Annotated in this window: 22 protein-coding genes; 7 read left to right on the top strand and 15 right to left on the bottom strand. The window is 68.5% G+C overall.

Annotated elements, in window-relative coordinates:
- Positions 1-56: 56 nt before the first annotated feature.
- Positions 57-3,464, bottom strand: a complete 3,408-nt coding sequence (locus MA876_RS08160; protein ID WP_248147654.1) for a pyruvate carboxylase — start codon at positions 3,462-3,464, stop codon at positions 57-59.
- Positions 3,465-3,536: 72 nt separating this feature from the next.
- Here MA876_RS08160 and MA876_RS08155 point away from each other — a divergent pair, with 72 nt between their 5' ends.
- Positions 3,537-4,337 (top strand): ParA family protein, encoded by an 801-nt coding sequence (locus tag MA876_RS08155; RefSeq protein ID WP_248147653.1) that lies wholly within the window; start codon positions 3,537-3,539, stop codon positions 4,335-4,337.
- Positions 4,338-4,511: 174 nt separating this feature from the next.
- Here the strand turns inward: MA876_RS08155 and MA876_RS08150 are convergent, their stop codons facing one another.
- The 3 genes from MA876_RS08150 to MA876_RS08140 form a co-directional block, all read right to left on the bottom strand.
- Complete coding sequence (locus tag MA876_RS08150) at positions 4,512-5,057, bottom strand: MerR family transcriptional regulator (RefSeq protein ID WP_275562319.1); 546 nt, start codon at positions 5,055-5,057, stop codon at positions 4,512-4,514.
- A gap of 94 nt (positions 5,058-5,151) precedes the next feature.
- Complete coding sequence (ftsR, locus tag MA876_RS08145; protein ID WP_248147652.1) at positions 5,152-5,838, bottom strand: transcriptional regulator FtsR; 687 nt, start codon at positions 5,836-5,838, stop codon at positions 5,152-5,154.
- The gene (locus tag MA876_RS08140; RefSeq protein ID WP_372491499.1) at positions 5,838-6,347 is read right to left on the bottom strand and encodes an FHA domain-containing protein; all 510 of its coding nucleotides are present in this window, start codon (positions 6,345-6,347) and stop codon (positions 5,838-5,840) included. The genes ftsR and MA876_RS08140 overlap by 1 nt, the downstream gene beginning before the upstream one ends.
- A 171-nt stretch (positions 6,348-6,518) precedes the next feature.
- Between MA876_RS08140 and MA876_RS08135 the strand changes: the two genes are divergently transcribed.
- Positions 6,519-6,869, top strand: coding sequence for a hypothetical protein (locus MA876_RS08135; RefSeq protein ID WP_248147650.1), 351 nt, complete (start codon positions 6,519-6,521; stop codon positions 6,867-6,869).
- Position 6,870: 1 nt separating this feature from the next.
- Here MA876_RS08135 and MA876_RS08130 read toward each other — a convergent pair whose 3' ends face one another.
- Positions 6,871-7,149, bottom strand: a complete 279-nt coding sequence (locus MA876_RS08130; RefSeq protein ID WP_504919234.1) for a four-helix bundle copper-binding protein — start codon at positions 7,147-7,149, stop codon at positions 6,871-6,873.
- Between MA876_RS08130 and MA876_RS08125 the strand changes: the two genes are divergently transcribed.
- The 3 genes from MA876_RS08125 (at position 7,061) to lpdA (ending at position 9,533) form a co-directional block, all read left to right on the top strand.
- A complete protein-coding gene (locus MA876_RS08125; protein ID WP_248147646.1) occupies positions 7,061-7,306 on the top strand; it encodes a hypothetical protein in 246 nt (81 codons plus the stop codon). The genes MA876_RS08130 and MA876_RS08125 overlap by 89 nt on opposite strands.
- A gap of 145 nt (positions 7,307-7,451) precedes the next feature.
- Positions 7,452-8,123 (top strand): copper resistance CopC family protein, encoded by a 672-nt coding sequence (locus tag MA876_RS08120; RefSeq protein WP_248147644.1) that lies wholly within the window; start codon positions 7,452-7,454, stop codon positions 8,121-8,123.
- A 9-nt stretch (positions 8,124-8,132) separates the two neighbouring features.
- Positions 8,133-9,533 carry a dihydrolipoyl dehydrogenase gene (gene lpdA / locus MA876_RS08115; protein ID WP_248147642.1) on the top strand — a complete coding sequence of 467 codons (1,401 nt, stop codon included), beginning with the start codon at positions 8,133-8,135 and terminating at the stop codon, positions 9,531-9,533.
- A gap of 300 nt (positions 9,534-9,833) precedes the next feature.
- On the opposite strand, the gene MA876_RS08110 is transcribed toward lpdA, so the two are convergent.
- The 3 genes from MA876_RS08110 to MA876_RS08100 are packed head-to-tail and all read right to left on the bottom strand — an operon-like array spanning position 9,834 to position 11,167.
- Positions 9,834-10,334 carry a PaaI family thioesterase gene (locus MA876_RS08110; RefSeq protein WP_248147640.1) on the bottom strand — a complete coding sequence of 167 codons (501 nt, stop codon included), beginning with the start codon at positions 10,332-10,334 and terminating at the stop codon, positions 9,834-9,836.
- A gap of 1 nt (position 10,335) precedes the next feature.
- Positions 10,336-10,950 carry a CYTH domain-containing protein gene (locus MA876_RS08105; protein WP_248147638.1) on the bottom strand — a complete coding sequence of 205 codons (615 nt, stop codon included), beginning with the start codon at positions 10,948-10,950 and terminating at the stop codon, positions 10,336-10,338.
- Positions 10,940-11,167: a response regulator gene (locus tag MA876_RS08100; protein WP_248147636.1), complete on the bottom strand. Its 228-nt coding sequence runs from the start codon at positions 11,165-11,167 to the stop codon at positions 10,940-10,942. Before MA876_RS08100 ends, MA876_RS08105 begins: the two co-directional genes overlap by 11 nt.
- Before the next feature lie 49 nt (positions 11,168-11,216).
- On the opposite strand from MA876_RS08100, the gene MA876_RS08095 reads away from it, so the two are divergent.
- Entirely contained in the window at positions 11,217-11,948 is a 732-nt protein-coding gene (locus MA876_RS08095; protein ID WP_248147634.1) for a glutamine amidotransferase, read from the top strand.
- Between the two features lie 6 nt (positions 11,949-11,954).
- Here the strand turns inward: MA876_RS08095 and MA876_RS08090 are convergent, their stop codons facing one another.
- On the bottom strand, positions 11,955-14,453 hold the full coding sequence (locus MA876_RS08090; RefSeq protein ID WP_248147632.1) for a glycogen/starch/alpha-glucan phosphorylase: 2,499 nt from the start codon (positions 14,451-14,453) through the stop codon (positions 11,955-11,957).
- 73 nt (positions 14,454-14,526) lie between these two features.
- Positions 14,527-15,516, bottom strand: coding sequence for a YihY/virulence factor BrkB family protein (locus MA876_RS08085; RefSeq protein WP_248147630.1), 990 nt, complete (start codon positions 15,514-15,516; stop codon positions 14,527-14,529).
- Positions 15,517-15,661: 145 nt separating this feature from the next.
- Between MA876_RS08085 and MA876_RS08080 the strand changes: the two genes are divergently transcribed.
- A complete protein-coding gene (locus MA876_RS08080) occupies positions 15,662-17,329 on the top strand; it encodes a GspE/PulE family protein (protein ID WP_248147629.1) in 1,668 nt (555 codons plus the stop codon).
- Positions 17,330-17,379: 50 nt separating this feature from the next.
- Here MA876_RS08080 and MA876_RS08075 read toward each other — a convergent pair whose 3' ends face one another.
- Genes MA876_RS08075 through pilM form a run of 5 tightly spaced genes read right to left on the bottom strand, consistent with a single transcriptional unit; the run spans position 17,380 to position 22,037 of the window.
- Positions 17,380-18,621 (bottom strand): type II secretion system F family protein, encoded by a 1,242-nt coding sequence (locus MA876_RS08075; protein ID WP_248147627.1) that lies wholly within the window; start codon positions 18,619-18,621, stop codon positions 17,380-17,382.
- Between the two features lie 2 nt (positions 18,622-18,623).
- Complete coding sequence (locus MA876_RS08070) at positions 18,624-19,772, bottom strand: type IV pilus twitching motility protein PilT (RefSeq protein WP_308221647.1); 1,149 nt, start codon at positions 19,770-19,772, stop codon at positions 18,624-18,626.
- Positions 19,769-20,383 (bottom strand): type IV pilus inner membrane component PilO, encoded by a 615-nt coding sequence (locus MA876_RS08065; RefSeq protein ID WP_248147625.1) that lies wholly within the window; start codon positions 20,381-20,383, stop codon positions 19,769-19,771. Before MA876_RS08065 ends, MA876_RS08070 begins: the two co-directional genes overlap by 4 nt.
- Positions 20,383-21,027 (bottom strand): PilN family protein, encoded by a 645-nt coding sequence (locus tag MA876_RS08060; protein ID WP_248147622.1) that lies wholly within the window; start codon positions 21,025-21,027, stop codon positions 20,383-20,385. Before MA876_RS08060 ends, MA876_RS08065 begins: the two co-directional genes overlap by 1 nt.
- Positions 21,027-22,037: a pilus assembly protein PilM gene (pilM, locus tag MA876_RS08055; RefSeq protein ID WP_248147620.1), complete on the bottom strand. Its 1,011-nt coding sequence runs from the start codon at positions 22,035-22,037 to the stop codon at positions 21,027-21,029. Before pilM ends, MA876_RS08060 begins: the two co-directional genes overlap by 1 nt.
- Positions 22,038-22,046 lie beyond the last annotated feature (9 nt).

Below are 22,046 nucleotides of genomic sequence, written 5' to 3'. Positions count from 1 at the left end.
GGGCGGCTCACGTCGCCCGCGAACTCGTTCGCGGCGCGCAGTGGGCCGCCCCCAGGCTAATGGGCAGGGCGGATGACGACCAAAAGATCGCCCGCATCCACCTGCTGGGTCGCGCCGATCGCCAGCCGTTCGACGACCCCGTCGACGGGGGCGGTGATGGCCGCCTCCATCTTCATGGCTTCGATGGATGCGACGGGCTGCCCGGCCGTGACGGTGTCGCCGACCGCGGTCTTGACGGTCACGACGCCCGAGAACGGGGCTGCGACCTGACCGGGCTTCGAGGTGTCCGCCTTCTCGACCTGCTTCGACTCGACCTTGATGCTCCGGTCGCGCACGTACACCGGCCGAAGCTGTCCGTTGAGGATCGCCATGACCGTGCGGATGCCCTTCGCATCGGCCTCGCCGATCGCCTCGAGGCCCACGTAGAGCTGCACGCCCGGGTCGATCTCGGCGACGTGCTCCTCCCCCGGCTTCAGGCCGTACAGGTAGTCCGGCGTGCCGAGCGCCGAGAGGTCGCCGTACGTCTCCCGGTTCTTCTCGAACTCCTTCGCCGGTCCGGGGAAGAGCAGCCGGTTGAGCGTCCGGCGACGGGTCGCGGCATCGCCCGCGATGCCCTCGGCCTCCTCAGCGGTGAGCGGAGGGATCTCGATGGAGATCTGCTTGCCCGCGAGCACCTTCGTGCGGAACGGCTCGGGCCACCCCCCGGGCAGATCGCCCAGCTCGCCCGCCATGAAGCCGACGACAGAGTCCGGGATGTCGTAGTTCTGCGGGTTCTCGGCGAAGTCCGCCGGGTCGGCCTTCGCTGCGACCAGCGCGAGAGCGAGGTCGCCGACGACCTTCGACGACGGCGTGACCTTGGGGATGCGACCCAGGATGCGGTCGGCTGCGGCGTACATGTCCTCGATGCGCTCGAAGTCGTCGGCCATGCCCAGCGCGATCGCCTGCTGGCGCAGGTTCGACAGCTGCCCGCCCGGGATCTCGTGGTGGTAGACGCGGCCCGTGGGGCCCGGGAGACCGGACTCGAACGGCCGGTAGAGGTGGCGCACGGCCTCCCAGTAGGGCTCGAGGTCGCTCACCGCCTGCAGGTCGATTCCCGTGTCGCGGTCGGTGTGCGCGAGGGCTGCGACGAGTGCCGAGAGCGAGGGCTGGCTGGTCGTGCCCGACAGCGGCGCGGCCGCGGCATCCACCGCATCCACTCCCGCCGCGCTCGCGGCGAGCAGCGTCGCGAGCTGCCCGCCCGCGGTGTCGTGGGTGTGCAGGTGCACCGGCACATCGAACCGCTCGCGCAGCGCCGTCACGAGCTTCGCGGCGGCTGCGGGACGCAGCAGGCCCGCCATGTCCTTGATCGCGAGGATGTGCGCACCCGACGAGACGATGTCGTCGGCGAGGCGCAGGTAGTAGTCGAGCGTGTAGAGCTTCTCGTTCGGGTCGAGGAGGTCGGACGTGTAGCAGAGCGCGACCTCGGCCACGGCCGTTCCGGTCTCGAGCACCGATGCGATCGCGGGCCGCATCTGGTCGACGTCGTTGAGCGCGTCGAAGATGCGGAAGATGTCGACGCCGGTCGCCGCCGCTTCCCGCACGAACGCGTCGGTGACCTCGACGGGTCGCGGCGTGTAGCCGACGGTGTTGCGGCCGCGCAGCAGCATCTGGATCGGGATGTTGGGGATCGCCTCGCGGACGGCGGCCAGGCGCTCCCACGGGTCCTCCGCGAGGAAGCGGAGCGCGACGTCGTAGGTCGCACCACCCCAGGCCTCGACCGAGAGGAGCTCGGGCGTCATGCGGGCGACGTGCGGGCCGACCCGCACGAGGTCACGAGTGCGCACTCGGGTGGCGAGCAGCGACTGGTGCGCATCGCGGAAGGTCGTCTCGGTCACGGCGAGAGCGGTCTGCACCCTCAGCGCCTTCGCGAAGCCCTCCGGGCCGAGTTCGCGCAGCCGCTGCACGTTGCCCGCCGGCGGCGCGGCCGCGAGGTCGATCTCGGGGAGCTTGCTGCCCGGCGAGACCGACAGCGGCTTCTCGCCGTAGGGGCGGTTGACGGTCACGTCGGCGAGCCAGTTGAGCAGCTTCGTCGCGCGGTCGCGCGAAGGGTTGGCCGTCAGCAGCTTCGGACGCTCCTCGATGAACGCGGTCGAGAGGTCGCCCTCGACGAACGAGGGGTCATCCAGCACGGCACGCAGGAACGGGATGTTCGTCGCGACGCCGCGGATGCGGAACTCGGCGAGAGCGCGCTTGGCACGGGCGACGGCTGCCGGGAAGTCGCGCCCGCGGCACGTGAGCTTGGCCAGCATCGAGTCGAAGTGGGGGCTGATCTGCGAGCCCGCGGCCGTCGTGCCGCCGTCGAGACGGATGCCGGCGCCACCCGGCGAGCGGTACGTCGTGATGCGCCCCGTGTCGGGACGGAAGCCCTGCGACGGATCCTCGGTCGTGATGCGGCACTGCAGGGCCGCGCCGCGCAGCACGATCCGGTCCTGCGCGAGACCGAGGTCGTCGAGGGTCTCGCCCGCCGCGATGCGCATCTGCGACTGCACGAGGTCGACGTCGGTGACCTCCTCGGTCACCGTGTGCTCGACCTGGATGCGGGGGTTCATCTCGATGAAGACGTGCTCGCCGGCGCGCTCGCCCGCGGTGTCGACGAGGAACTCGACCGTGCCGGCGTTGACGTAGCCGATCGACTCGGCGAACGCGACGGCATCGCGATGCAGCGCGGCGCGCAGCTCTTCCGAGATGTTGGGCGCGGGCGCGATCTCGATGACCTTCTGGTGGCGGCGCTGCACGGAGCAGTCGCGCTCGAACAGGTGGACCGTGTGGCCCGTGGCATCCGCCAGGATCTGCACCTCGATGTGCCGCGGACGCACCACTGCCTGCTCGAGGAACACGCGGGAGTCGCCGAAGGCGGCGCCCGCCTCGCGCATCGCCTCGGCGATCGCGGGCGGCAGGTCGCCGGGCGTCTCGACCCGGCGCATACCGCGACCGCCACCGCCGGCGACGGCCTTCACGAAGATCGGGAAGCCGATGTCCGCCGCCTGCGCGACGAGCGTGTCGACGTCGTCCGAGGCATCCGTCGACTTCAGCACGGGAACACCCGCCGCGATCGCGTGCTCCTTCGCGGTGACCTTGTTGCCCGCCATCTCGAGCGCCCGGGACGGCGGTCCGATGAACGTGATGCCCTCTTCGGCCGCTCGCGCGGCGAGCTGCGGATTCTCGGAGAGGAATCCGTAACCCGGGTAGATCGCGTCGGCGCCCGACTCGAGGGCGACGCGGATGATCTCCTCGACGTCGAGATAGGCGCGGACGGGATGCCCCGGCTCGCCGATCGCGTAGGACTCGTCGGCCTTCTGGCGGTGCAGCGAACCGCGATCCTCGAACGGGAAGACGGCGACCGTCTTGGCACCGAGTTCGTATGCGGCGCGGAAGGCCCTGATGGCGATCTCGCCCCGATTGGCGACCAGGATCTTGCGGAACATGACACCTCGCAGACAGGCCCACCGGCGGGGCTGAGTGTGAACACAGCCTATTGGACGGTAACGTAGTCGCTTGTGCACGTACTCTCCGTCAGCTCGCTCAAAGGCGGGGTCGGCAAGACGACCGTGACGCTGGGGCTCGCATCCGCGGCTTTTGCGCGGGGCGTCCGGACCCTCGTGGTGGATCTCGACCCCCAGTCGGATGTCTCGACAGGCATGGACATCCAGGTCGCCGGCCGGCTCAATGTCGCCGACGTCCTCGCCAACCCCAAAGAGAAGGTCGTCCGCCAGGCGATCACCTCGAGCGGATGGGCGAAGGTGCATCCGGGCACGATCGACGTCATGATCGGCAGCCCGTCGGCCATCAACTTCGACGGTCCGCACCCCAGCGTGCGCGACGTGTGGAAGCTCGAAGAGGCGCTCGCCACGATCGAACCCGACTACGACCTCGTCCTGATCGACTGCGCTCCGTCACTCAACGCCCTCACCCGCACGGCGTGGGCGGCCAGCGACCGCGTGATCGTCGTCACCGAGCCCGGGCTCTTCTCCGTCGCCGCCGCCGACCGCGCGCTGCGCGCGATCGAAGAGATCCGTCGTGGCCTCTCCCCGCGTCTGCAGCCGCTCGGCATCGTCGTGAACCGTGTGCGGCCTCAGTCCATCGAGCACCAGTTCCGCATCAAGGAGCTCCGCGACATGTTCGGCCCGCTCGTGCTTTCGCCGCAGCTGCCCGAGCGCACCTCTCTCCAGCAGGCGCAGGGCGCCGCGAAGCCCCTGCACATCTGGCCCGGCGACTCCGCTCAGGAGCTCGCGGCCGACTTCGACGCGCTGCTCGACCGCGTCATGCGCACCGGCCGCATCCCCACGCCCGGCGCCTGACCCGCTGCGCCCCACGCTCACCCGTCGTCCCGACCCCGCGCCCTGACATCTTCGGTCGGAGAATGTCACCGGTGTCGGAAGATCGTCGACGGGATGCTCCGACCGAAGAGCGATTCTCCGACCGAAACGCATTCCGCCCACGCGGAAGAGCGGAAGAGACGGAGCGTCGGAACGTCAGGCGGAGCGCGCCGCGCGGCGAGCCGAGAGCTCGTCCTGCACATCGGGCGCCTGCGGGTCGAACTCGACCAGCGTCGTCTCGACTTCGCGCAACACCTTGCCGACCGCGATGCCGAAGACGCCCTGACCGCGGCTCACGAGGTCGATGACCTCGTCGTTCGACGTGCAGAGGTAGACCGATGCCCCATCGCTCATGAGCGTCGTGCCGGCGAGATCACGGATGCCGGCGGCACGCAGCTGCTCGACGGCCGTGCGGATCTGCTGCAGCGAGATGCCGGTGTCGAGGAGTCGCTTGACCAGCTTGAGGACAAGGATGTCGCGGAAGCCGTACAGGCGCTGCGAGCCGGATCCGGATGCGCCGCGCACCGTCGGCACCACGAGCTCGGTGCGTGCCCAGTAGTCGAGCTGACGGTAGGTGATCCCGGCGGCGCGCGCGGCTACCGCGCCGCGGTAGCCGACCTCGTCATCCATCTGCGGCATACCGTCGGTGAACAGGAGGTCGTCGGCGAAGGATGCCTCGCCTGTCACTTCACGAGCATTCATGCTCATCCCCCTTCCGACATCGGACACCTCAACGCTAGATCAGCACCGACCTCGCGGCAACGACATCCGCTTCGGGCGTGTCGCGCCGAGTTGTTCAGCCGAGCAGCTTCTCGATCGCCGCGCGGGCGAAGATCCCTCGCACGTCTTCGAGCCGCTTCGCGAGCTCGGGAGCGAGTTCGGCCGCCCGGCCGCGAGACGATGCATCCGTCCGCCGCAGCAGGGGCGAGAGCGCCGACTCGACGAGGGCGACGTCGCGTTCCGCGCTCTGGCGCAGCGCCCGCACGTGGCGCGGCTCGATGCCGTGCCGATCGAGCGCGACGAGGGCGCGCAGGAGCGCGACGGACTCGTCGGTGTAGGCGTCGGTGCCCACCATGACGCCCGTGCTGATCGCGTCGTTGAGCAGCTGAGGCGCGGCGCCTGCCGCGGCGAGGAGCTCTTCGCGGCGATAGCGACGCGGCGCGGGGACGATGGAGGGCACGGCCGAGGGCTGCACGGGATCGCGGCCCGCGTCGAGGTCGGCGAGGTAGTCGCGGATGACGCTGTGCGGCATGAAGTGGTCGCGCTGCAGGGTGAGCGCGAGGCGCAGACGGTCGAGGTCGGCGGGCGAGAACTTGCGGTAGCCCGACTCGGTCCGGGTCGGGCTGATGATGCCCTGCACCTCGAGGAAGCGCAGCTTGCTCGCCGACAGCCCCGGAAAGTCCGGCGAGAGCCGCGCGAGGACCTGACCGATGCTCAAGAGACCGGCGGACGAAGACCGTTCGCCGGGTGAAACCGCCGGCATCAGTCGTCCGCAGCCTGCGCGAGATCGGCGGGCGAGACGAAGAAGTTGAGGCGGAACTTGCCGACCCGCACTTCGGCGCCGTTGCGCAGCGTCGACCGGTCGGCGCGTTCGCCGTTGACGTAGGTCCCGTTGAGCGATCGCTGATCGACGAGTTCGAACGTGACGCCGTCACGGGTGATCTCGGCGTGGCGACGCGAGACGGTCACGTCGTCGAAGAAGATGTCGGCCTCGGGATGCCGCCCCACGGTCGTCACGTCGGTGTCGAGCAGGTAGCGGGCTCCGGCCGTCGGACCGGAACGGACGATCAGCAGCGCAGCCCCCGTGGGGAGTGCTCCGATCGCTTCGAGCTCGGCCTCGGAGAGCTCGCTGCCGAACGGCACGAACGAGAGGTCGGAGTCATGACCGAACGTCTGAGTGGTATCGGTCCCTCGCTCGGAAGATCCCCCGTCACCTTCGACGCCGGGAACCCGTCGGATCTCATCCGGTTCGGGTCGGCGGTTGTCGCTCACGATGATCCTCCTCTGGCTTGCAAGCCTAACCGATCAGGGGTCGGCGACGAGGTGCGGATTCTGCCCCCAGAGCGTTCATCCGTCATGTTTCGCACTGTGTCGCTCCGGATGCTCCGCGCCGGCGCTCGACCTAGCCTGATCAGAGATCGAACCTACTGACAGGAGACTCCCGTGTCGACCCCGCGCCTTCATCTTCCGCCCCGCCAGGTGCGTGAGCGTGCGGCGTGCATGTGCGTGACGGGCAACGCCTGCTCCTCGTTCGCTCCGGGTCACGCGCTCCACCTCATCCAGACGCGCCTGGCGTCGGCGACGCCGACGGAGTGGGTCGACGCCGTCGTCGCATCGTCCGACGCGGAGCTGGGCGAGGTCGTCGTGGCTCCGCTCGACGGCAGCCCGGCCGTGGTGCTCTGGAACGCTGGGGGCGCAGCATCCCACGCCGTCGTAGGCACCCCCGTCGCGCTCCACGCGCGCTACGACGTGCTCGCGATCGGTCGCGAGCGCTTCAACACCGCTCGGGTGTAGCTCAGGCCATCATCGGCATCATGGCGTCCTTCATAGACATGCAGGCGTCCATGCAGGCCTTGCACGACTGAGCGCACATGCGGCAGACGTCGCTCATGTCCGCGTGCTCCATGCACTCGTCCATGCACATCTGGCACATCGCGATGCACGCGTCGAGCATCGCCATCATCGTCGCGGGGGTCATGCCCTCCATGCGCAGCATCGAGCGCATCATCGTGTTGCACATGTCGGCGCAGTTCATGCAGGCCGGAGCGCAGTCCATGCCCTGCGTCGAGCAGATCGTGCACGCCTGCTCGCAGGCCGAGCAGGCGTCGATACACGCCTGCATGACGGCCATGTCCATCTTCTCCATGCCCGGCATCGACGCCTTCGACATCGCGCCCATCATCATCGAGTCCATTTCGCCCTCCACTTCCGCCGAGCCGGATGCCCGGTGATCGGCACGTTACTCCGCACGTCGGCGCGCGTCACCCCGTGAGGCGTACCCTCACGAGCAATTCACACGCACGTCATACGCCGCGCTGATCGCGCAGAGGGATGCCGCAGCCGCGCGGTCTCTCCTGCGGCGATAGCCTGGTGGGGATGCCTCGACACAGCCGCTCCCCCAGATCCTTCGCCCGCTTGGCCTCGGCCGCTCTCGCCGCAGCGGTCCTCACGTTCGGGGGGTTGCTCATCGCCTCGCCGGCGAGCGCGCACGACGAACTCATCGGCTCGGACCCGATGCCGGGTCAGGAGATGCCTGCATCGCCCGCGCAGCTGACGCTGACGTTCAGCGGGAACATCTCCGACGCGGAAGGCGCGTCGGTCGTCGAGGTCAGCGACGCGAGCGGCGCGATCCCCGTCAGCGATCTCGTCACCACCGACAACGTGCTGATCGTCGTGCTCGACGGAACCGCGTCGGGAGCCGTCACGGTGCTCTGGAAGGTGGTCTCGAGCGACGGCCACCCGATCTCGGGCGAGTTCGACTTCACGGTGGCGGGCGCCCCGACCGCTTCGCCCACACCCACGCCTTCTCCGACCGAGACGGCGATCGCTCCGGTCGAGACCACGACCCCCACGCCGACCGCGGCGCCCGAGCCCGAGGACTCGACCTTCTCTAGCGCGTGGCCGTGGGTCATCGGCGGGCTGGTGGTCGTCGGCGCGATGGGCGCCGTCGTGTTCCTCCTCGTGACTCGCGCACGGGAGCAGAAGGCGCTGGCCGAAGCGCGCGCGAAGGCGCTGTCCGGCGGAACCGAGCCGCCCGCCGAGCAGTAGGATTTTGGTATGCCTCATTACGATGTCGTCATCCTCGGTGCCGGCCCCGGCGGGTACGTCGCGGCCGTTCGCAGTGCTCAGCTCGGCCTGTCCGTCGCGATCATCGAAGAGAAGTACTGGGGCGGTGTCTGCCTCAACGTCGGCTGCATCCCCTCGAAGGCGCTTCTGCGCAACGCCGACCTCGCGCACATCTTCCACGACCAGGCCGATCTCTTCGGCATCTCGGGCGATGTGTCGTTCGACTTCGGCGTCGCGTGGGACCGCAGCCGCAAGGTGTCCGAGACGCACGTCAAGGGCATCCACTTCCTCATGAAGAAGAACAAGGTCACCGAGTACGAAGGGCGCGGCACCTTCACGGGGCCCAACGCCATCACGGTGGCCAAGGCCGACGGCTCCACTGAGGACGTCACGTTCGACAACGCGATCATCGCGACCGGCTCGCGGGTGCGTCTGCTGCCGGGTGTCACGCTCAGCGAGAACGTCGTGACCTACGAAGAGCAGATCATGAGGCGGGAGCTCCCGAAGTCGATCGTCATCGTCGGCGCGGGCGCGATCGGCATGGAGTTCGGGTTCGTCATGACGAACTACGGCGTCAAGGTCACGATCATCGAGTTCCTCGACCGGGCGCTGCCCAACGAGGACGCCGACGTCTCGAAGGAGATCGCCCGCCAGTACAAGAAGCTCGGCGTCGACATCCTCACCTCGACGAAGGTCGAGACCGTCGTCGACTCGGGCGACAAGGTCACCGTCGCCTACTCCCCCGCCGCCGGCGGCGAGCAGCAGTCGATCGAGGCCGACAAGGTGCTCATGTCGATCGGCTTCGCCGCCAACGTCGAGGGCTTCGGGCTCGAGGCGACCGGCGTCAAACTCACAGACCGCGGCGCGATCGAGATCGACCACTACATGCGCACCAACGTGCCGCACATCTACGCGATCGGGGACGTCACGGCCAAGCTCCAGCTCGCGCACGTCGCCGAGGCGCAGGGCGTCGTCGCCGCCGAGACGATCGGCAAGGCCGAGACCATGACCCTCGGCGACTACCGCATGATGCCGCGCGCGACGTTCTGCTCGCCTCAGGTCGCATCGTTCGGTCTCACGGAGCAGCAGGCTCGGGATGCCGGGTACGACGTCAAGGTCGCGAAGTTCCCGTTCTCCGCCAACGGCAAGGCGAACGGCCTGGGCGAGCCCATCGGCTTCGTCAAGCTCATCGCCGACGGCGAGCACCTCGAACTCCTCGGCGGCCACCTCATCGGTCCCGACGTCTCGGAGCTGCTCCCCGAGCTCACACTCGCTCAGAAGTGGGACCTCACGGCACTCGAGGCTGCACGGAACGTGCACACGCACCCCACGCTGTCGGAAGCCGTGCAGGAGGCCTTCCACGGCCTCGCCGGCCACATGATCAACCTCTGATCGACGCTCGACCGGTCGTCGCGTTCGCGAGACTCCTGAAACGAAGGACACACCCCGCGGACTCCTGAAACGAAGGACACACCCCGCGGACTCCTGAAACGAAGGACACACCCCGCGGACTCCTGAAACGAAGGAGGGCACCAGGCGATGTCCTTCGTTTCAGGAGTCTCCACGGGGAACACGAAAAGTCCCGGCGCGGGAGACCGTCGACACCCGACCGCGATGGGAGCCGTGCGCAGAGCAGCCGCGACGGTGCCGATCGATCCCCGCGATCGAAAAGCGCCGAGCCTCCGCCCGGCCTCAGCGCTGTAGGACGAGCAGCGAACTCGTCGCCGTCGCGAGCGGGCGGCCCGCGGCATCCTGCAGCACTCCTTCGGCGAAGATGACGCGCTGGCCCGGCTTGACGACGCGACCGATCGCGCGCAGCGTGCCGCTGGTCGCGAGGATCGGCCGCAGATACGACACGTTCAGGTCGATCGACGTGTAGCCGACGCCCTTCGCGAGCGTCGTGTGCGCCGCGCAGCCGACGACGGTGTCCAGGAGCGTGCAGGCGAGCCCGCCGTGCACCGTGCCGAGCGGGTTGTAGTGGTACTCCCCCGGCTCGCACTCGAAGATGGCCTCGCCCTCGTTCGCCTCGACGATCTCGAAGCCGAGAAGGCGGGCGATGGGCGGGGGCGGATACTCGCCCGCGATCAGCCCGCGGAGGTAGTCGAGTCCCGACAGCCCCGCCGAGGCCTCGAGCGGCGGCAGCGGGTCGTCCCACGTGACGGTGCGCGACCGCTCGAACGTCTCGGAATCCACGTCAGACCCCGAGAGCGCGAGCGAGTTTGGATTCGGATGTCGCGCCCCGCGCGCCTGCGGCGAGCGCCGCCTGTTCGACGGCGGCGAAGAAGGCCGCGTGATCGGCCGGGGCGGCCGGACCGAGCTCGATCTCCCACTCGTGCCACGATCGCTCGACACCGGCGCGCTCGTCGCGGGTCGAGACGTGATCGTCGGCGAACTCCGCGACGACACCCCCGTCGGCCGCGAGCAGGTATTGCACGGCACGCGAGTTGCGGATGCGCGCGAGCGGCGCGAACGGGCCGGTCGAAACAGCCGCGACACGCTCGGTCACCGCCGACGGCGGCACCGAGTCGTCATCGAGGGGCCAGTGCAGTTCGACGCGGCCCCCGTCGGCGCCGCGCGGACCCTTGATGTGCCAGCCGGCGTCGGGCCCGCCCGTGCGCCGACGCAGAGCGTAGCCGGCGCGACCGAGCGCGGCATCCGGATCATCGAAGTACACCGCGTCGAGCTCGCGCCACTCGGGCGCCGAGACCGAGGCCACGCCGGGCACTCCCGACCAATCCGGCGTCGCGACCTCTCCGTCGACGTCGAACTTCAGCTCGATCTCGACGGACCGCGCGGGTTCAGTCGTCACGTCCGTCGGGATTCGGGTCGATGTCCTCGGTCGCCTCGACGTACACGAAGCGCACCTCGGTGGGGCCGTCGTCCGCACCCGTGTGCTGCTCGTCGCCCTCGCGGTGGTAGACGAGCTGACCCTCACCGTAGGGGACGATGTAGGAGTCCGAGACGCCGGGCTCGAGGGGGATGATCTGCCCGTCGAGCGGGCCTCCGTGGAGTCGTGCGATAGCCATGGGGCGACTCTACTCCGGGCCCTCGACGCGGCTCGGTAGGCTTGACACGATGAAGCCGTTCCTCCTGCTCGCGACCCGCGCCGAAGACGTGCCCGCCGACGAGGAATACGCGCTCTTCGTTCAGTTCACGGGCCTTTCGCCCGAGCAGCTCATCCGCGTGCGCCTCGAAGCGGGGCCGATGCCGGCATACGACCTCGATGACCTCTCGGGCATCTTCGTCGGCGGTGGTCCTTTCAACGCATCCGACCCGCCCTCGAAGAAGTCGGTGGTGCAACACCGGGTCGAGGCGGAGTTCCACGATCTCCTGGATGAGGTCGTCGCGCGCGACTTCCCGTTCCTCGGCGCGTGCTACGGGATCGGCACCGTGGGTGCGCACCAGGGCGCGACGATCGACGGAACCTATCGCGAGCCCATCAGCGTCGTACCGGTGACCCTCACCGAGGCCGGGGCATCCGATCCCCTGCTGGTCGGAATGCCGCGCGAGTTCGAGGCATTCGTCGGGCACAAGGAGGCGATCTCGGTGCTTCCGTCGTCGGCGACGCTGCTCGCGTCGTCGCCGACGTGCCCCGTGCAGATGTTCCGCGTCGGGAGCAACGTCTACGCGACGCAGTTCCACCCCGAGCTCGACCTCGACGGCATCACGACGCGCATCCACGCCTACGCCGATCACGGCTACTTCGCGTCCGACGAGCTCGAGCTCACCCTCGCCGCCGTGCGGCGCGCCGCCGTGACGCACACCGGACGCATCCTGCGGACGTTCGTCGAGCGGTACGCCCGCTGAGGGGTTCTACAGGATCGGCGGCGTGTGCCAGATCCGGTCGATGTAGTCGCGGATCGAGCGGTCCGACGAGAAGAACCCCGTGCGGGCGACGTTGAGGATGGATGCCCTGGTCCAGGCATCCTGATCCCCGTACGCCGCGTCGACCTTCGCCTGCTCGGCGATGTAGGACGAGTAGTCCGCGAGCACCATGAACCGGTCGTCGTAGAGCAGGTTCGAGACGACGGGTTCGAACACCGAGCGGTCGCCGTCCGAGAACGCGCCGGACGCGATGAGGTCGATCGCGCGCCGCAGTCCGGAGTCGGCCTGGTAGAACTCCGCCGGCTTGTAGCCTTTGGCCCACAGCGCCTCGACCTCGGGCTCGGTCATTCCGAAGAGGAAGAAGTTGTCGTCGCCGACGAGCTCGCGGATCTCGACGTTCGCGCCGTCGTCGGTGCCGATCGTGAGCGCCCCGTTGAGGGCGAACTTCATGTTGCCCGTTCCGGATGCCTCCTTGCCCGCGAGCGAGATCTGCTCCGAGAGGTCGGCGGCCGGGATCACGCGCTCTGCGAGGGTGACGTTGTAGTTCGGCGGGAACAGGACCTTGAGGCGCCCCTCGACCCGGGGATCGTCGTTGACCACGGATCCGACGGCGTTGATGAGGTGGATGATGCGCTTGGCCATCGCATAGCCCGGCGCCGCCTTCGCTCCGAAGATGAACGTGCGCGGCTGGACGCTGGATGCCTCGACGCGGCCCGAGACGATGCCCTCGTACTCGGTGACGATGTGCAGGAGCTTGAGCATCTGCCGCTTGTACTCGTGCAGGCGCTTGACCATGACATCCAGCAGGTGATCCTCGTTCAGCACGAAGCCGTCGCGCTCGCGCAGCACATCGCTCAAGATGCGCTTGTTCGCACGCTTGACCTCGGCGAACTTCACCCGGAACTCGGGGTCCTCGGCGAACGCCTCGAGCCCGCGGAGGCGCTCGAGGTCGACCGTCCACCCTGCGCCGAGCGCCTCGGTGATGAGCCCCGCGAGCCCGGGGTTCGCGAGGCGGACGAATCGGCGGGGCGTGACGCCGTTCGTGACGTTCGTGAACTTGCCGGGGTAGAACTCGTCGAAGTCCGGCAGCACCTTTTCGCGCAGCAGCTGCGAGTGGAGCTCGGCGACGCCGTTGACCTTGGCCCCCGCGACGGTCGCGAGGTACGCCATGCGCACGGATCGCGGGTTCTCGCTGATGATCGACATGTTGCGGATGCGCAGCTCGTCGTCGCCGAAGCGCTCCCGCACCTCGAGCAGGAACTCCTCGTTGATGCGGTAGATGATCTCGAGGTGGCGCGGCAGCAGACGGCCCAGCAGATCGACCGGCCAGACCTCGAGCGCCTCGGGCAGCAGCGTGTGGCACGTGTACGCGAAGCACTTCTGGGTGATCGCCCACGCGGCATCCCACTCCATCCCCCGCTCGTCGACGAGCACGCGCATGAACTCGGGCACGGCGATGACGGGGTGCGTGTCGTTCAGCTGGAAGATCACGCGTTCGGGCAGGTTCTCGAGGTCGAAGTCGGCCGACAGCTGGTGATCGAGGAAGTCGGCGATGGATGCGGCGACGAAGAAGTACTGCTGCTGCAGCCGCAGCTCCTTGCCCTGGGGGGTGGAGTCCTCGGGGTACAGCACCTTCGAGATGTTCTCGGCGAACGTCTGCGCACGGACGGCTTCTTCGTAGTCGCCCGAGTTGAAGATGCGCAGATCGAAGGCGTTGGATGCCACGGCCCGCCACAGGCGGAGGGTGTTCACGCGACCGTTGTGGTAGCCGGGGACCATGTAGTTGTAGGGCACGGCGAGGACGTGCCAGCCCGGCACCCAGGTCGTCGTCTCGACGCCCTGCTCGTCGGTCGTCTTCTCGGTGTGACCGCCGAAGAAGATCTTCTGTGCAGCCTCGGGGTGGGGGAACTCCCACGGCGACCCCAGCGTGAGCCACGCGTCCGGCTGCTCGACCTGCTGGCCGTCGACGAACGTCTGGCGGAAGATCCCGTATTCGTAGCGGATGCCGTACCCGATGCTCGGAACGCTCATCGTCGCGAGTGAGTCGATGAAGCAGGCCGCGAGCCGGCCGAGACCGCCGTTGCCGAGGCCCGGCTCGACCTCTTGCTGTCGAAGTTCGTCGATGTCGATTCCGCACGCGACCATCGCCTCGGTCGCGACCTCGGTGAGGCGCGCGGCGAGCAGGTTGTTGTCGAGCTGACGGCCCAGGAGGTACTCCGCCGAGAGGTAGCACACGCCCTTCGCCTGGAGCTCCCGCTGGCGGGCCTGGTCTTCGAGCCAGCGCGCCATGAGGTAGTCGCGGACCGTGTAGGCCAGCGCCATGTAGCGGTCGTTCGGCGCGGACGACGACAGTGCGACGCCACGCTCGAAGTTCAGATTGCGCAGGAACTCGCGCACGAACCCGTCGACCGACGCGGGCGGAGCGGCGACGGGAGCGAGGGCGAGGGGATGCGATGCAGCGGCAGGGGTGGACTCTTGTGCAGACACAGGGAAAACCTACCGAGGTTCCGGATCCGCCGTGAATCGGGTGGGCCGGCGGGCGCCAGAGTTTACGTGCTCGTCACTTTCCGGCGCGCTCCTTCTCGACGTCGGCCCGCGCATGCGCGAGTTCGTCGGTCGCGACCTGAACCGCCTTCTCCGCCTGCTTCGCCCGTCGCTCGGCGAACGTCGTGGCTCCGTAGCGGGCGCGCACGCGGTCGACGTCGTCCTCGACCCCGACGATGATGTAGGCACTGGCGATGAGGATCACCTGCGCCGACAGGTTGAGCCACAGCAGCAGCGCGATGAGCGATGCGAAGGTCGCCAGCAGCGGATTGCTGGATGCCCCGCCCACGAACAGGCTGGACAGCTCCTGCAGGACGACGAGTCCGACACCACCCAGCAGTGCACCGGTCCACAGCGCGCGGGGCTTCGGCCGCACGCCCGACAGCACGCGGAAGAGCACCGCGATGACCGCGACGTCCAGCGCATACACGACGAGCAGCGAGATGATGCGTCCGCCGACGGTGACGGCCGGATCGTCGGCGGCCAGACCCAGCCAGCCGGTCACGATGCTCGTCCCCGCCGTCGCCAGCATCGTGATCGCCGCCGATGCGGCGAGCGCCGCGCCGATGCCGATCGCGAGGGCGAGGTTGCGCAGCATCACCCAGACGAACAGTACGTCGTCGTGCACCTTGTCCGCGAGCACCCGCAGTGCCGTGCGCAGCGATCCGATCGCGCCGATCGCGGCGCCGACGAGACCGACGAGCGACAGGATGCCCGCGATCGTCAGGCCTGCAGGAGCCTGGATATCGTCGGGGTCGATGAGCCCGCCCTCGCCGACGAGGCCGGGGATCGCGGCATCCACCGCATCCACCAGCGCATCCCACGCCGCCGGATTGCCCGCGAGGAAGAGCGCGGCGAGCGAGAACCCGAGCAGGACGCCCGCGAAGACGCTGAACAGCGTGCGATAGGTGATGCTGTCGGCGAGCATCGGACCACGGTGTTCGGAGTAAAGGAGGAATGCGCGCACGGGCTTGCGTGCGAGCGCCCACGCGATGATGCCTTTCACTCGGTCAGGTTATCGACGGGATCCCCTCAGTTCTCGCCCTTGACAGGGTTCTCCGCCGCCGTCTCGCACGTAGGATGAGTGAAGGGGCTGGGGAGCCCTGCTGGGGATCGTCGCGTCGTCGCGACGCTGGAGATTGGGGACTCCTGTGAGAGGAATCGCACAGACGCTCGTGCTGACGGGCGCGGTGCGTGCCCAAGAGATGTCCGTTGCTCTTGCGCAGATGGGCGACGGCGACGAGCTCATGCGCTATCTCGTCGACAACCGTGTCGTCACCGACGCACAGGTCGCCGAAGCCGTCGCCCTGCATACGGGGCACCGATACGTCGACATCGCGAACACCGAGCTGGACCCCGAGGTCGTGGCCCTGGTCTCCGGCGCAGTGTGCCGCCGCCACGGGGTGATCCCGCTCGACCTCAGCCGCGGACGGCTGCTCGTGGCAATGCTCGATCCGACCGACATCATCGCGATCGACAACATCTCGAGCTTGACGGATCTGCAGGTCGACCCTGTCGTGGTCGCCGCCGACGCCCTCGGTCAGGCGTTCGAACGGTATCTGCGATCCGACGAAGAGCTCAGCGATCTGTCAGCGACCCTCGAGGAGTCAGCCTCCTCCCAGGCGGTCTCGTTCACCGAAGCGCTCGACGACGCCGATGCCGATGCTCCCGTCGTCCGGTTCGTCAATCTGCTCATCACGCAGGCGATCAACGACCGTGCGAGCGACATCCACATCGAGCCCGGGGAGCACCAGCTGACGGTGCGCTTCCGGATCGACGGAGTGCTGCACGAGATGCAGCGCACGGACCGCACGATCCAGGATGGTGTGATCTCCCGTCTCAAGATCATGTCGTCGATCGACATCGCCGAGCGCCGTCGCCCCCAGGACGGCCGCCTGTCGGTCGTCCACGAGGGCCGGCAGGTGGACCTCCGGGTCGCCACCCTCCCCACCGTCTGGGGCGAGAAGATCGTCATGCGCATCCTCGACAACTCCGGTCAGACGATGACGATGGCCGACCTTCGATTCTCGGCGATCAACTCGGAGCGGTTCACGAGCGCCATCACGCGGCCGCACGGCATGATCCTCGTCACGGGGCCGACGGGCTCCGGCAAGTCCACGACGCTGTACACGGCCCTGCGGGCGGTCGCCAACCCGCGGATCAACGTCATCACCGTCGAGGACCCGGTCGAATACCGCATCCCCGGCATCAGCCAGGTGCAGGTGAACAACAAGGCCGGCCTGACCTTCAGTTCGGCGCTGCGATCGATCCTCCGCAGCGACCCCGACGTCGTCCTCGTCGGAGAGATCCGCGACGAGGAGACCGCGGTGATCTCGATCGAGGCGGCCCTCACAGGTCACCTCGTGCTCTCGACGCTCCACACGAACGATGCGCCGAGTGCCCTGACGCGTCTCACCGAGATCGGAGCCGAGCCCTTCCTCGTCGCGACCGCCCTCAGTGCCGTCGTCGCTCAGCGCCTCGCCCGCAGGCTCTGCACGAAGTGCCGGCAGCCGGTCGTCGAGCCGTCCGATGTCCTGACGTCGCTCGGCTTCCCGCACGACCCTCAGGACCTGCCCCAGCTGTATCGCGCCGTCGGCTGCCCGGCATGCTCGGGCACCGGCTATCGCGGCCGTGTCGCGCTGCACGAGGTCATGACGGTGACCGAGGAACTCGAGCAGCACGTCGTCCTGCGTGCGACCGGCACCGAGCTGCGTCAGATCGCGCTCGCCCAGGGCATGGTGCCGCTCCGCGAGGACGGTTGGGCGAAGGTCGCCGGAGGACTCACGACGATCGAGGAAGTCCTCCGCGTCAGCGTGTGACGCGGAGGATGGATGCTGCGGCCCGTGCCGCGGCATCCATCCTCCGCACCTCAGCCGGCCTGCGAGTTGAGTTCTCCGTAGATGCTGAAGATCGGCATGTAGAGCGCGAGGACCATGCCGCCGATCACGACCCCCATGAGCACGATGAGGATCGGCTCGATCGTGCTCGTGAGCTGTTCCGTCGCGGCCTGCACTTCGGCCTCGTAGAAGTCGGCGATGCTGCCGAGCATCTCGGCGAGAGTGCCCGACTCCTCACCGACGGAGACCATCTGCGACACCATCGCAGGGAACACGCCGGACTTCGCCAGCGGCGCCGAGAACGACTTGCCCTGGCGGACGGACTCCTGAACGTCCTGTACGGCCCGCTCGATCGCCCAGTTGTTCGACGCCTGCCCGACGATCGAAAGCGCCTGAAGGAGCGGGACCCCGGCGACGAGCATCATCGAGAGATTGCGGCTGAACCGCGCCACGGCGATCTTCGTCGAGAGCTTGCCGAAGACCGGCATCCGCAGCTTGAAGGGATCCACCACCCGACGCACGGCTTCCGTGTGCCGATTGCGCACCCACCAGATCCACGCACCACCCAACACGACCAGGAGCAGCGGGAGGATCCAGATCATGTTGTGGGACAGCGTCACGAGGATCTGGGTCGGCAGAGGCAGGGATCCACCGAGACTCGCGAACATGCCCTCGAAGATCGGCACGATGAACGTCACCATGCCGATGACGGCCACGAGGGCGATGATCAGCACGATGACCGGATACGTCGTCGCCGATCGCACCTTGTCCTGCAGCTCCGCCTCCGAGCGGTAGGCCTTCGCCACCGCGGTCAGCGAGTCGCCCAGGAACCCGCCGGTCTCGCCCACCCGGACGAGATTGATCAAGAGCGGCGGGAAGATCCTCGGCTGACGCGCGAGGGCCGCGGAGAACGACTGACCACTCTCCACGTCCGTCTGCACCGCCACGAGGGCGGACTGCAGGACCTTGTCGTCGGTCTGCTCGATCAGGATCGCCAGAGTGCGCATGAGGGGCAGACCGGCATTGATGAGACCGGCCATCTGGTTCGCGAAGATCGCGAGCGACTTCACCTTCACGCGACGCTCGAAGCCGGGGACCTTGATCTCGCGATGAAGACCGGTCCTCGACAGTGCCGCGATGTCGATCGGAGTCAGACCCTGGGCGCGAAGCTTGCCGGCGACGGCCGTCTCGCTCGCCGCTTCGATCGTCCCCTTTACGGTGGCACCGGCGGCCGCGTCGATGGCGGTGTACTTGAATTCCTCGACGAGTGCCATCGTCAGAACCTTCCTCCCACGGAGGCGTGACCGGGCAGATGACTGACCCAGGCCTCCGCGTCGAGATCCTTCGGCCGCACGCGGACGCCGTCGAGGGCATGCGGGTCGATCGCGTACTGCCGCGCCACCTGGTGGGCGACCGCTCCGGACGCGACGAGCTCCTGGAGGCTCTGGTCGAGCGTGTGCATCCCGACCCCCGAGCCGGACTGCATGACCGAATACAGCTGCTGGATCTGACCCTCGCGGACGAGATTGGCGACGGCCGGTGTCTGGACCAGGACCTCTGTCGCCACGACGCGCCCGGCGCTCTGCGCCCGCGGAAGCAGTGTCTGACTGATGACCCCCTGCAGCGAGTCGCCGAGTTGCGCGCGCACCTGCTCCTGCTGGTGCGCAGGGAAGGCATCGACGATGCGGTTGATGCTCTTGGCGGCGCCCTGCGTGTGCAGCGTGGCGAGCACGAGCTGACCGGTCTCGGCCGCCGAGAGTGCCACGGCGATCGACTCGGGATCACGGAGTTCGCCGATGAGGATGACGTCGGGGTCCTGACGCAGCACCCGACGCAGCGCCTCGGCGAACGAGGCTGTGTCCGACCCGACCTCACGCTGGTGGATGAGCGCCATCTTGCTCGGGTGGATGTACTCGATCGGGTCCTCGATCGTGATGATGTGAGAGGGCATCGATTCATTGATGACATCGACCATCGCCGTGAGAGTGGTCGACTTGCCCGATCCGGTCGGTCCCGTCACCAGCACCAGTCCGCGCGGTCGTGTCGCGAACTCGCGCGCGATGTCAGGGATGCCGAGATCGGACAGCGATGCCGTCGTCTCGGGGACCAGCCGGAGCGCCGCCGCGACGTGACCCAGTTGGCGGAACACGTTGACGCGGAACCGGCCGACACCAGGAACGTCGTGCGACAAGTCGATCTCGTTGTCCGTCGCGAACTCGTCGCGTTGCCGCGACGTCATCAGAGCCAAGAGCGCGGATTCGACCCATGCGGCAGACAGCGCCGTCTCGTAGCCGCGCATGGGAACCAATGCGCCGTCGACCCGTGCGCGCGGCGCCTCATCGGCGGAGATGTGGACGTCGGATGCCCGCAGCGACTGCGCGTCTCGAAGGATGCGGTCGATCTCGTTGATCTCCACGACGCTCACTCCCCCGCCGCGGGGATGAGAGCGAGCGCGAGCGCGGTGATCGTGGCCGTCGCTCCCTCGCTGCCTGTCGCGATCTGCGGCTGGATCGACGCCAGCAAGCGAGGTCCCGCGCGGAGCGCATCGAGGAAAGCGGTCATGCTGTCGAGCGACGGCGCGGTCACGTCGATCGTGACCGGGATCTGCACCCGCCCGGTCCCCGGTTCCGCGGGTGCGGCCTCGGCTGCATCGGTCGCCGGTGCGTCGGAACCGGATGCTGAGGCGGCGGCCGCCTCGAACGAGACAGGCTCCGACGGCGAGAAACTCGTGACCGTGACACCCGTCTCGCTCGCCGCCGTGGCGACCAGTGCCGAGATCGTGTCGATCCGCGCCGCCGACGGGATCTCCGCCTCCAGCGCTGCGAGGTCGTCCTCCAAGTCGTCGAGCTGGGATTGCTCGGCGGCCAGTCCGTCGACGGCGGACTGCTGCACGTCGTTCGACTGCTGGACGGCGAGCGCCTGCGCCTGGACGGCCGTCGACTGGAGCCAGAGCGGCAGAGCGACGAGTCCGACACCGGCGAGGAGCACGGCGACGGCGATGATCGCGCCGATGGTGTTGATGAGCTGCTTGGGCATCAGTTGCCGCCGTCCTGGGCGGGGTCGCCCGTGTAGATCGACTGGTCGAAGGCGATCGTCGCGGTGAACGTGTAGTCGGTGTCGCCGGACAGCGTCAGCGAACCGGCGTCCGCCGAGAGGACTCCCTCAGCACCGAGGAGAGCTGCGACGGTCGCGGCCTGGTCGGCGAGGTTCTTCGTCGTGAACGTGAGATCGCCCCGAGCCCCGACTTCGACGGTCGGATCGTCTCCCACCGGCGGAGCGCCCGGCGTGAGGACGACGCTGGCGAGCGTGACGCCCTCGGGGAGGACGCCCGTGATCGTCGCGACGAGCGGCCCCCACGCGAAGTCGTTGACGCGAGCACCCGCGCGAAGCGCGTCGAGCGTCTGCGCGTCGGAGATCGCTGTGCTCACGGCCGAGTACTCCGCGATCTCCGTCAACAGTGCCGTCGTGCGCGCCTGTTCGGCTGCGAGCTGGGCTTCCGCCGCAACGCGCAGGCCGAAGGCTCCGGCGATGACGAGCACGGTGACGACCGCGGCCGCGCCGATCAGCACTGCCCACCGACGCGTGAGCACAACACGTGCTCGCGACTCGCGCTCGATGCGCGGCATGAGATCTACCCGGGGCACTCCGGCGAGTGCCAGCGGCGCTGCCTGACGAGCCATCAGTTCTCCTCTCCGAGAACCACACCCACGGTGCTCACGAGGTTCCTCGCGCTCTCGGCCGTGACATGGATCTTGAGGCCGAGCGTGGCCATGGTGTCGAGATCGACGCGCTTCCACGGCACGTCGATCGCATCCTCGAGTCGCGCCGAGATCTCCGGCATCCCGGCACCAGGACCGGTGACGTGGACGCTGCCGATCCGAGCCGACGTCGGGCGCCCACCGTAGAACGCGAGCGTGCTGCGGATCCGGCCGACCAAGTCGGCGACCACGCTCTCGGCGCCCCCTCCCGCCGCCCGGCTCGACGAGCGGCCGCGGGTCGAGCCGCCACCGACGAGCGCGAGCTCCGGCTCGGGCTCGACGATCTGCGCCAGCGCGAGGCCGGGCGCCACGATGTCGGCCGGAATGACCCGGACGAAGTCCGGCACCCCGTCGGTCGCCACGACGACGTAGGACGTGTGCTCGCCGAGGTAGATGATCGCCGAAGTCTCTCCCGGCGCTGCCACTGCTCGCTGCACCCGTGCAAGACCGAACGGGGTGAGGTCGACGCGCGTGACCGTCAGCTTGGCACGCCTCACCGCGGCGAGGAGCTCCTCCACCGTCTCGGACACCGCCGCCACGAGCAGGCCGTGCACCTGACCGGCGGACTCGGCGACCGGGTAGAAGTCGAGCACGGCCTGGTTCGCCGGCACGGGCAGGAGGTCCTGCACCTGGTACGGGAGCGACGCCTTGATGAGCTCGAGGCTCATCGTGGGCGTCGAGAACTCGCGCACGAGCACGCGACGACTGCCGATGCCGAGCACCACCTTGCGGCTCTTGATGCCGGTCTGCGACCAGAGCTGTCGAAGCGCAACAGCGACGGCATCCGCATCCAGCACCTCCGAGTCCTTCGCCGCTCCGGCGGGCAGCGGCACCTCGCCGAGGGCCACCACGCTCTGCGCACGCCCGGTGGTCACCTCGATCGCGCGCACGCACTCCTCTGTGATCTCGAGGGCCACGACTGTCTTCGCCATCGTCACTCA

The organism is Microbacterium aoyamense, assembly GCF_023155855.1.
Taxonomy (GTDB): Bacteria; Actinomycetota; Actinomycetes; order Actinomycetales; family Microbacteriaceae; genus Microbacterium; species Microbacterium aoyamense.
The sequence above is the reverse complement of the archived record's forward strand: the minus strand, read 5'-3'. Positions and strand labels throughout refer to the sequence as shown.

What these genes read in the sequence shown, in the direction of transcription:
- MA876_RS08160 (WP_248147654.1), bottom strand. Translation starts at nt 3,464, where the DNA reads ATGTTCCGCAAGATCCTGGTCGCCAATCGGGGCGAGATCGCCATCAGG.
- MA876_RS08150 (WP_275562319.1), bottom strand. Translation starts at nt 5,057, where the DNA reads ATGAATGCTCGTGAAGTGACAGGCGAGGCATCCTTCGCCGACGACCTC.
- ftsR (WP_248147652.1), bottom strand. Translation starts at nt 5,838, where the DNA reads ATGCCGGCGGTTTCACCCGGCGAACGGTCTTCGTCCGCCGGTCTCTTG.
- MA876_RS08125 (WP_248147646.1), top strand. Translation starts at nt 7,061, where the DNA reads ATGCGCAGCATCGAGCGCATCATCGTGTTGCACATGTCGGCGCAGTTC.
- MA876_RS08120 (WP_248147644.1), top strand. Translation starts at nt 7,452, where the DNA reads ATGCCTCGACACAGCCGCTCCCCCAGATCCTTCGCCCGCTTGGCCTCG.
- lpdA (WP_248147642.1), top strand. Translation starts at nt 8,133, where the DNA reads ATGCCTCATTACGATGTCGTCATCCTCGGTGCCGGCCCCGGCGGGTAC.
- MA876_RS08100 (WP_248147636.1), bottom strand. Translation starts at nt 11,167, where the DNA reads ATGGCTATCGCACGACTCCACGGAGGCCCGCTCGACGGGCAGATCATC.
- MA876_RS08095 (WP_248147634.1), top strand. Translation starts at nt 11,217, where the DNA reads ATGAAGCCGTTCCTCCTGCTCGCGACCCGCGCCGAAGACGTGCCCGCC.
- MA876_RS08075 (WP_248147627.1), bottom strand. Translation starts at nt 18,621, where the DNA reads ATGGCACTCGTCGAGGAATTCAAGTACACCGCCATCGACGCGGCCGCC.
- MA876_RS08065 (WP_248147625.1), bottom strand. Translation starts at nt 20,383, where the DNA reads ATGCCCAAGCAGCTCATCAACACCATCGGCGCGATCATCGCCGTCGCC.
- MA876_RS08060 (WP_248147622.1), bottom strand. Translation starts at nt 21,027, where the DNA reads ATGGCTCGTCAGGCAGCGCCGCTGGCACTCGCCGGAGTGCCCCGGGTA.
- pilM (WP_248147620.1), bottom strand. Translation starts at nt 22,037, where the DNA reads ATGGCGAAGACAGTCGTGGCCCTCGAGATCACAGAGGAGTGCGTGCGC.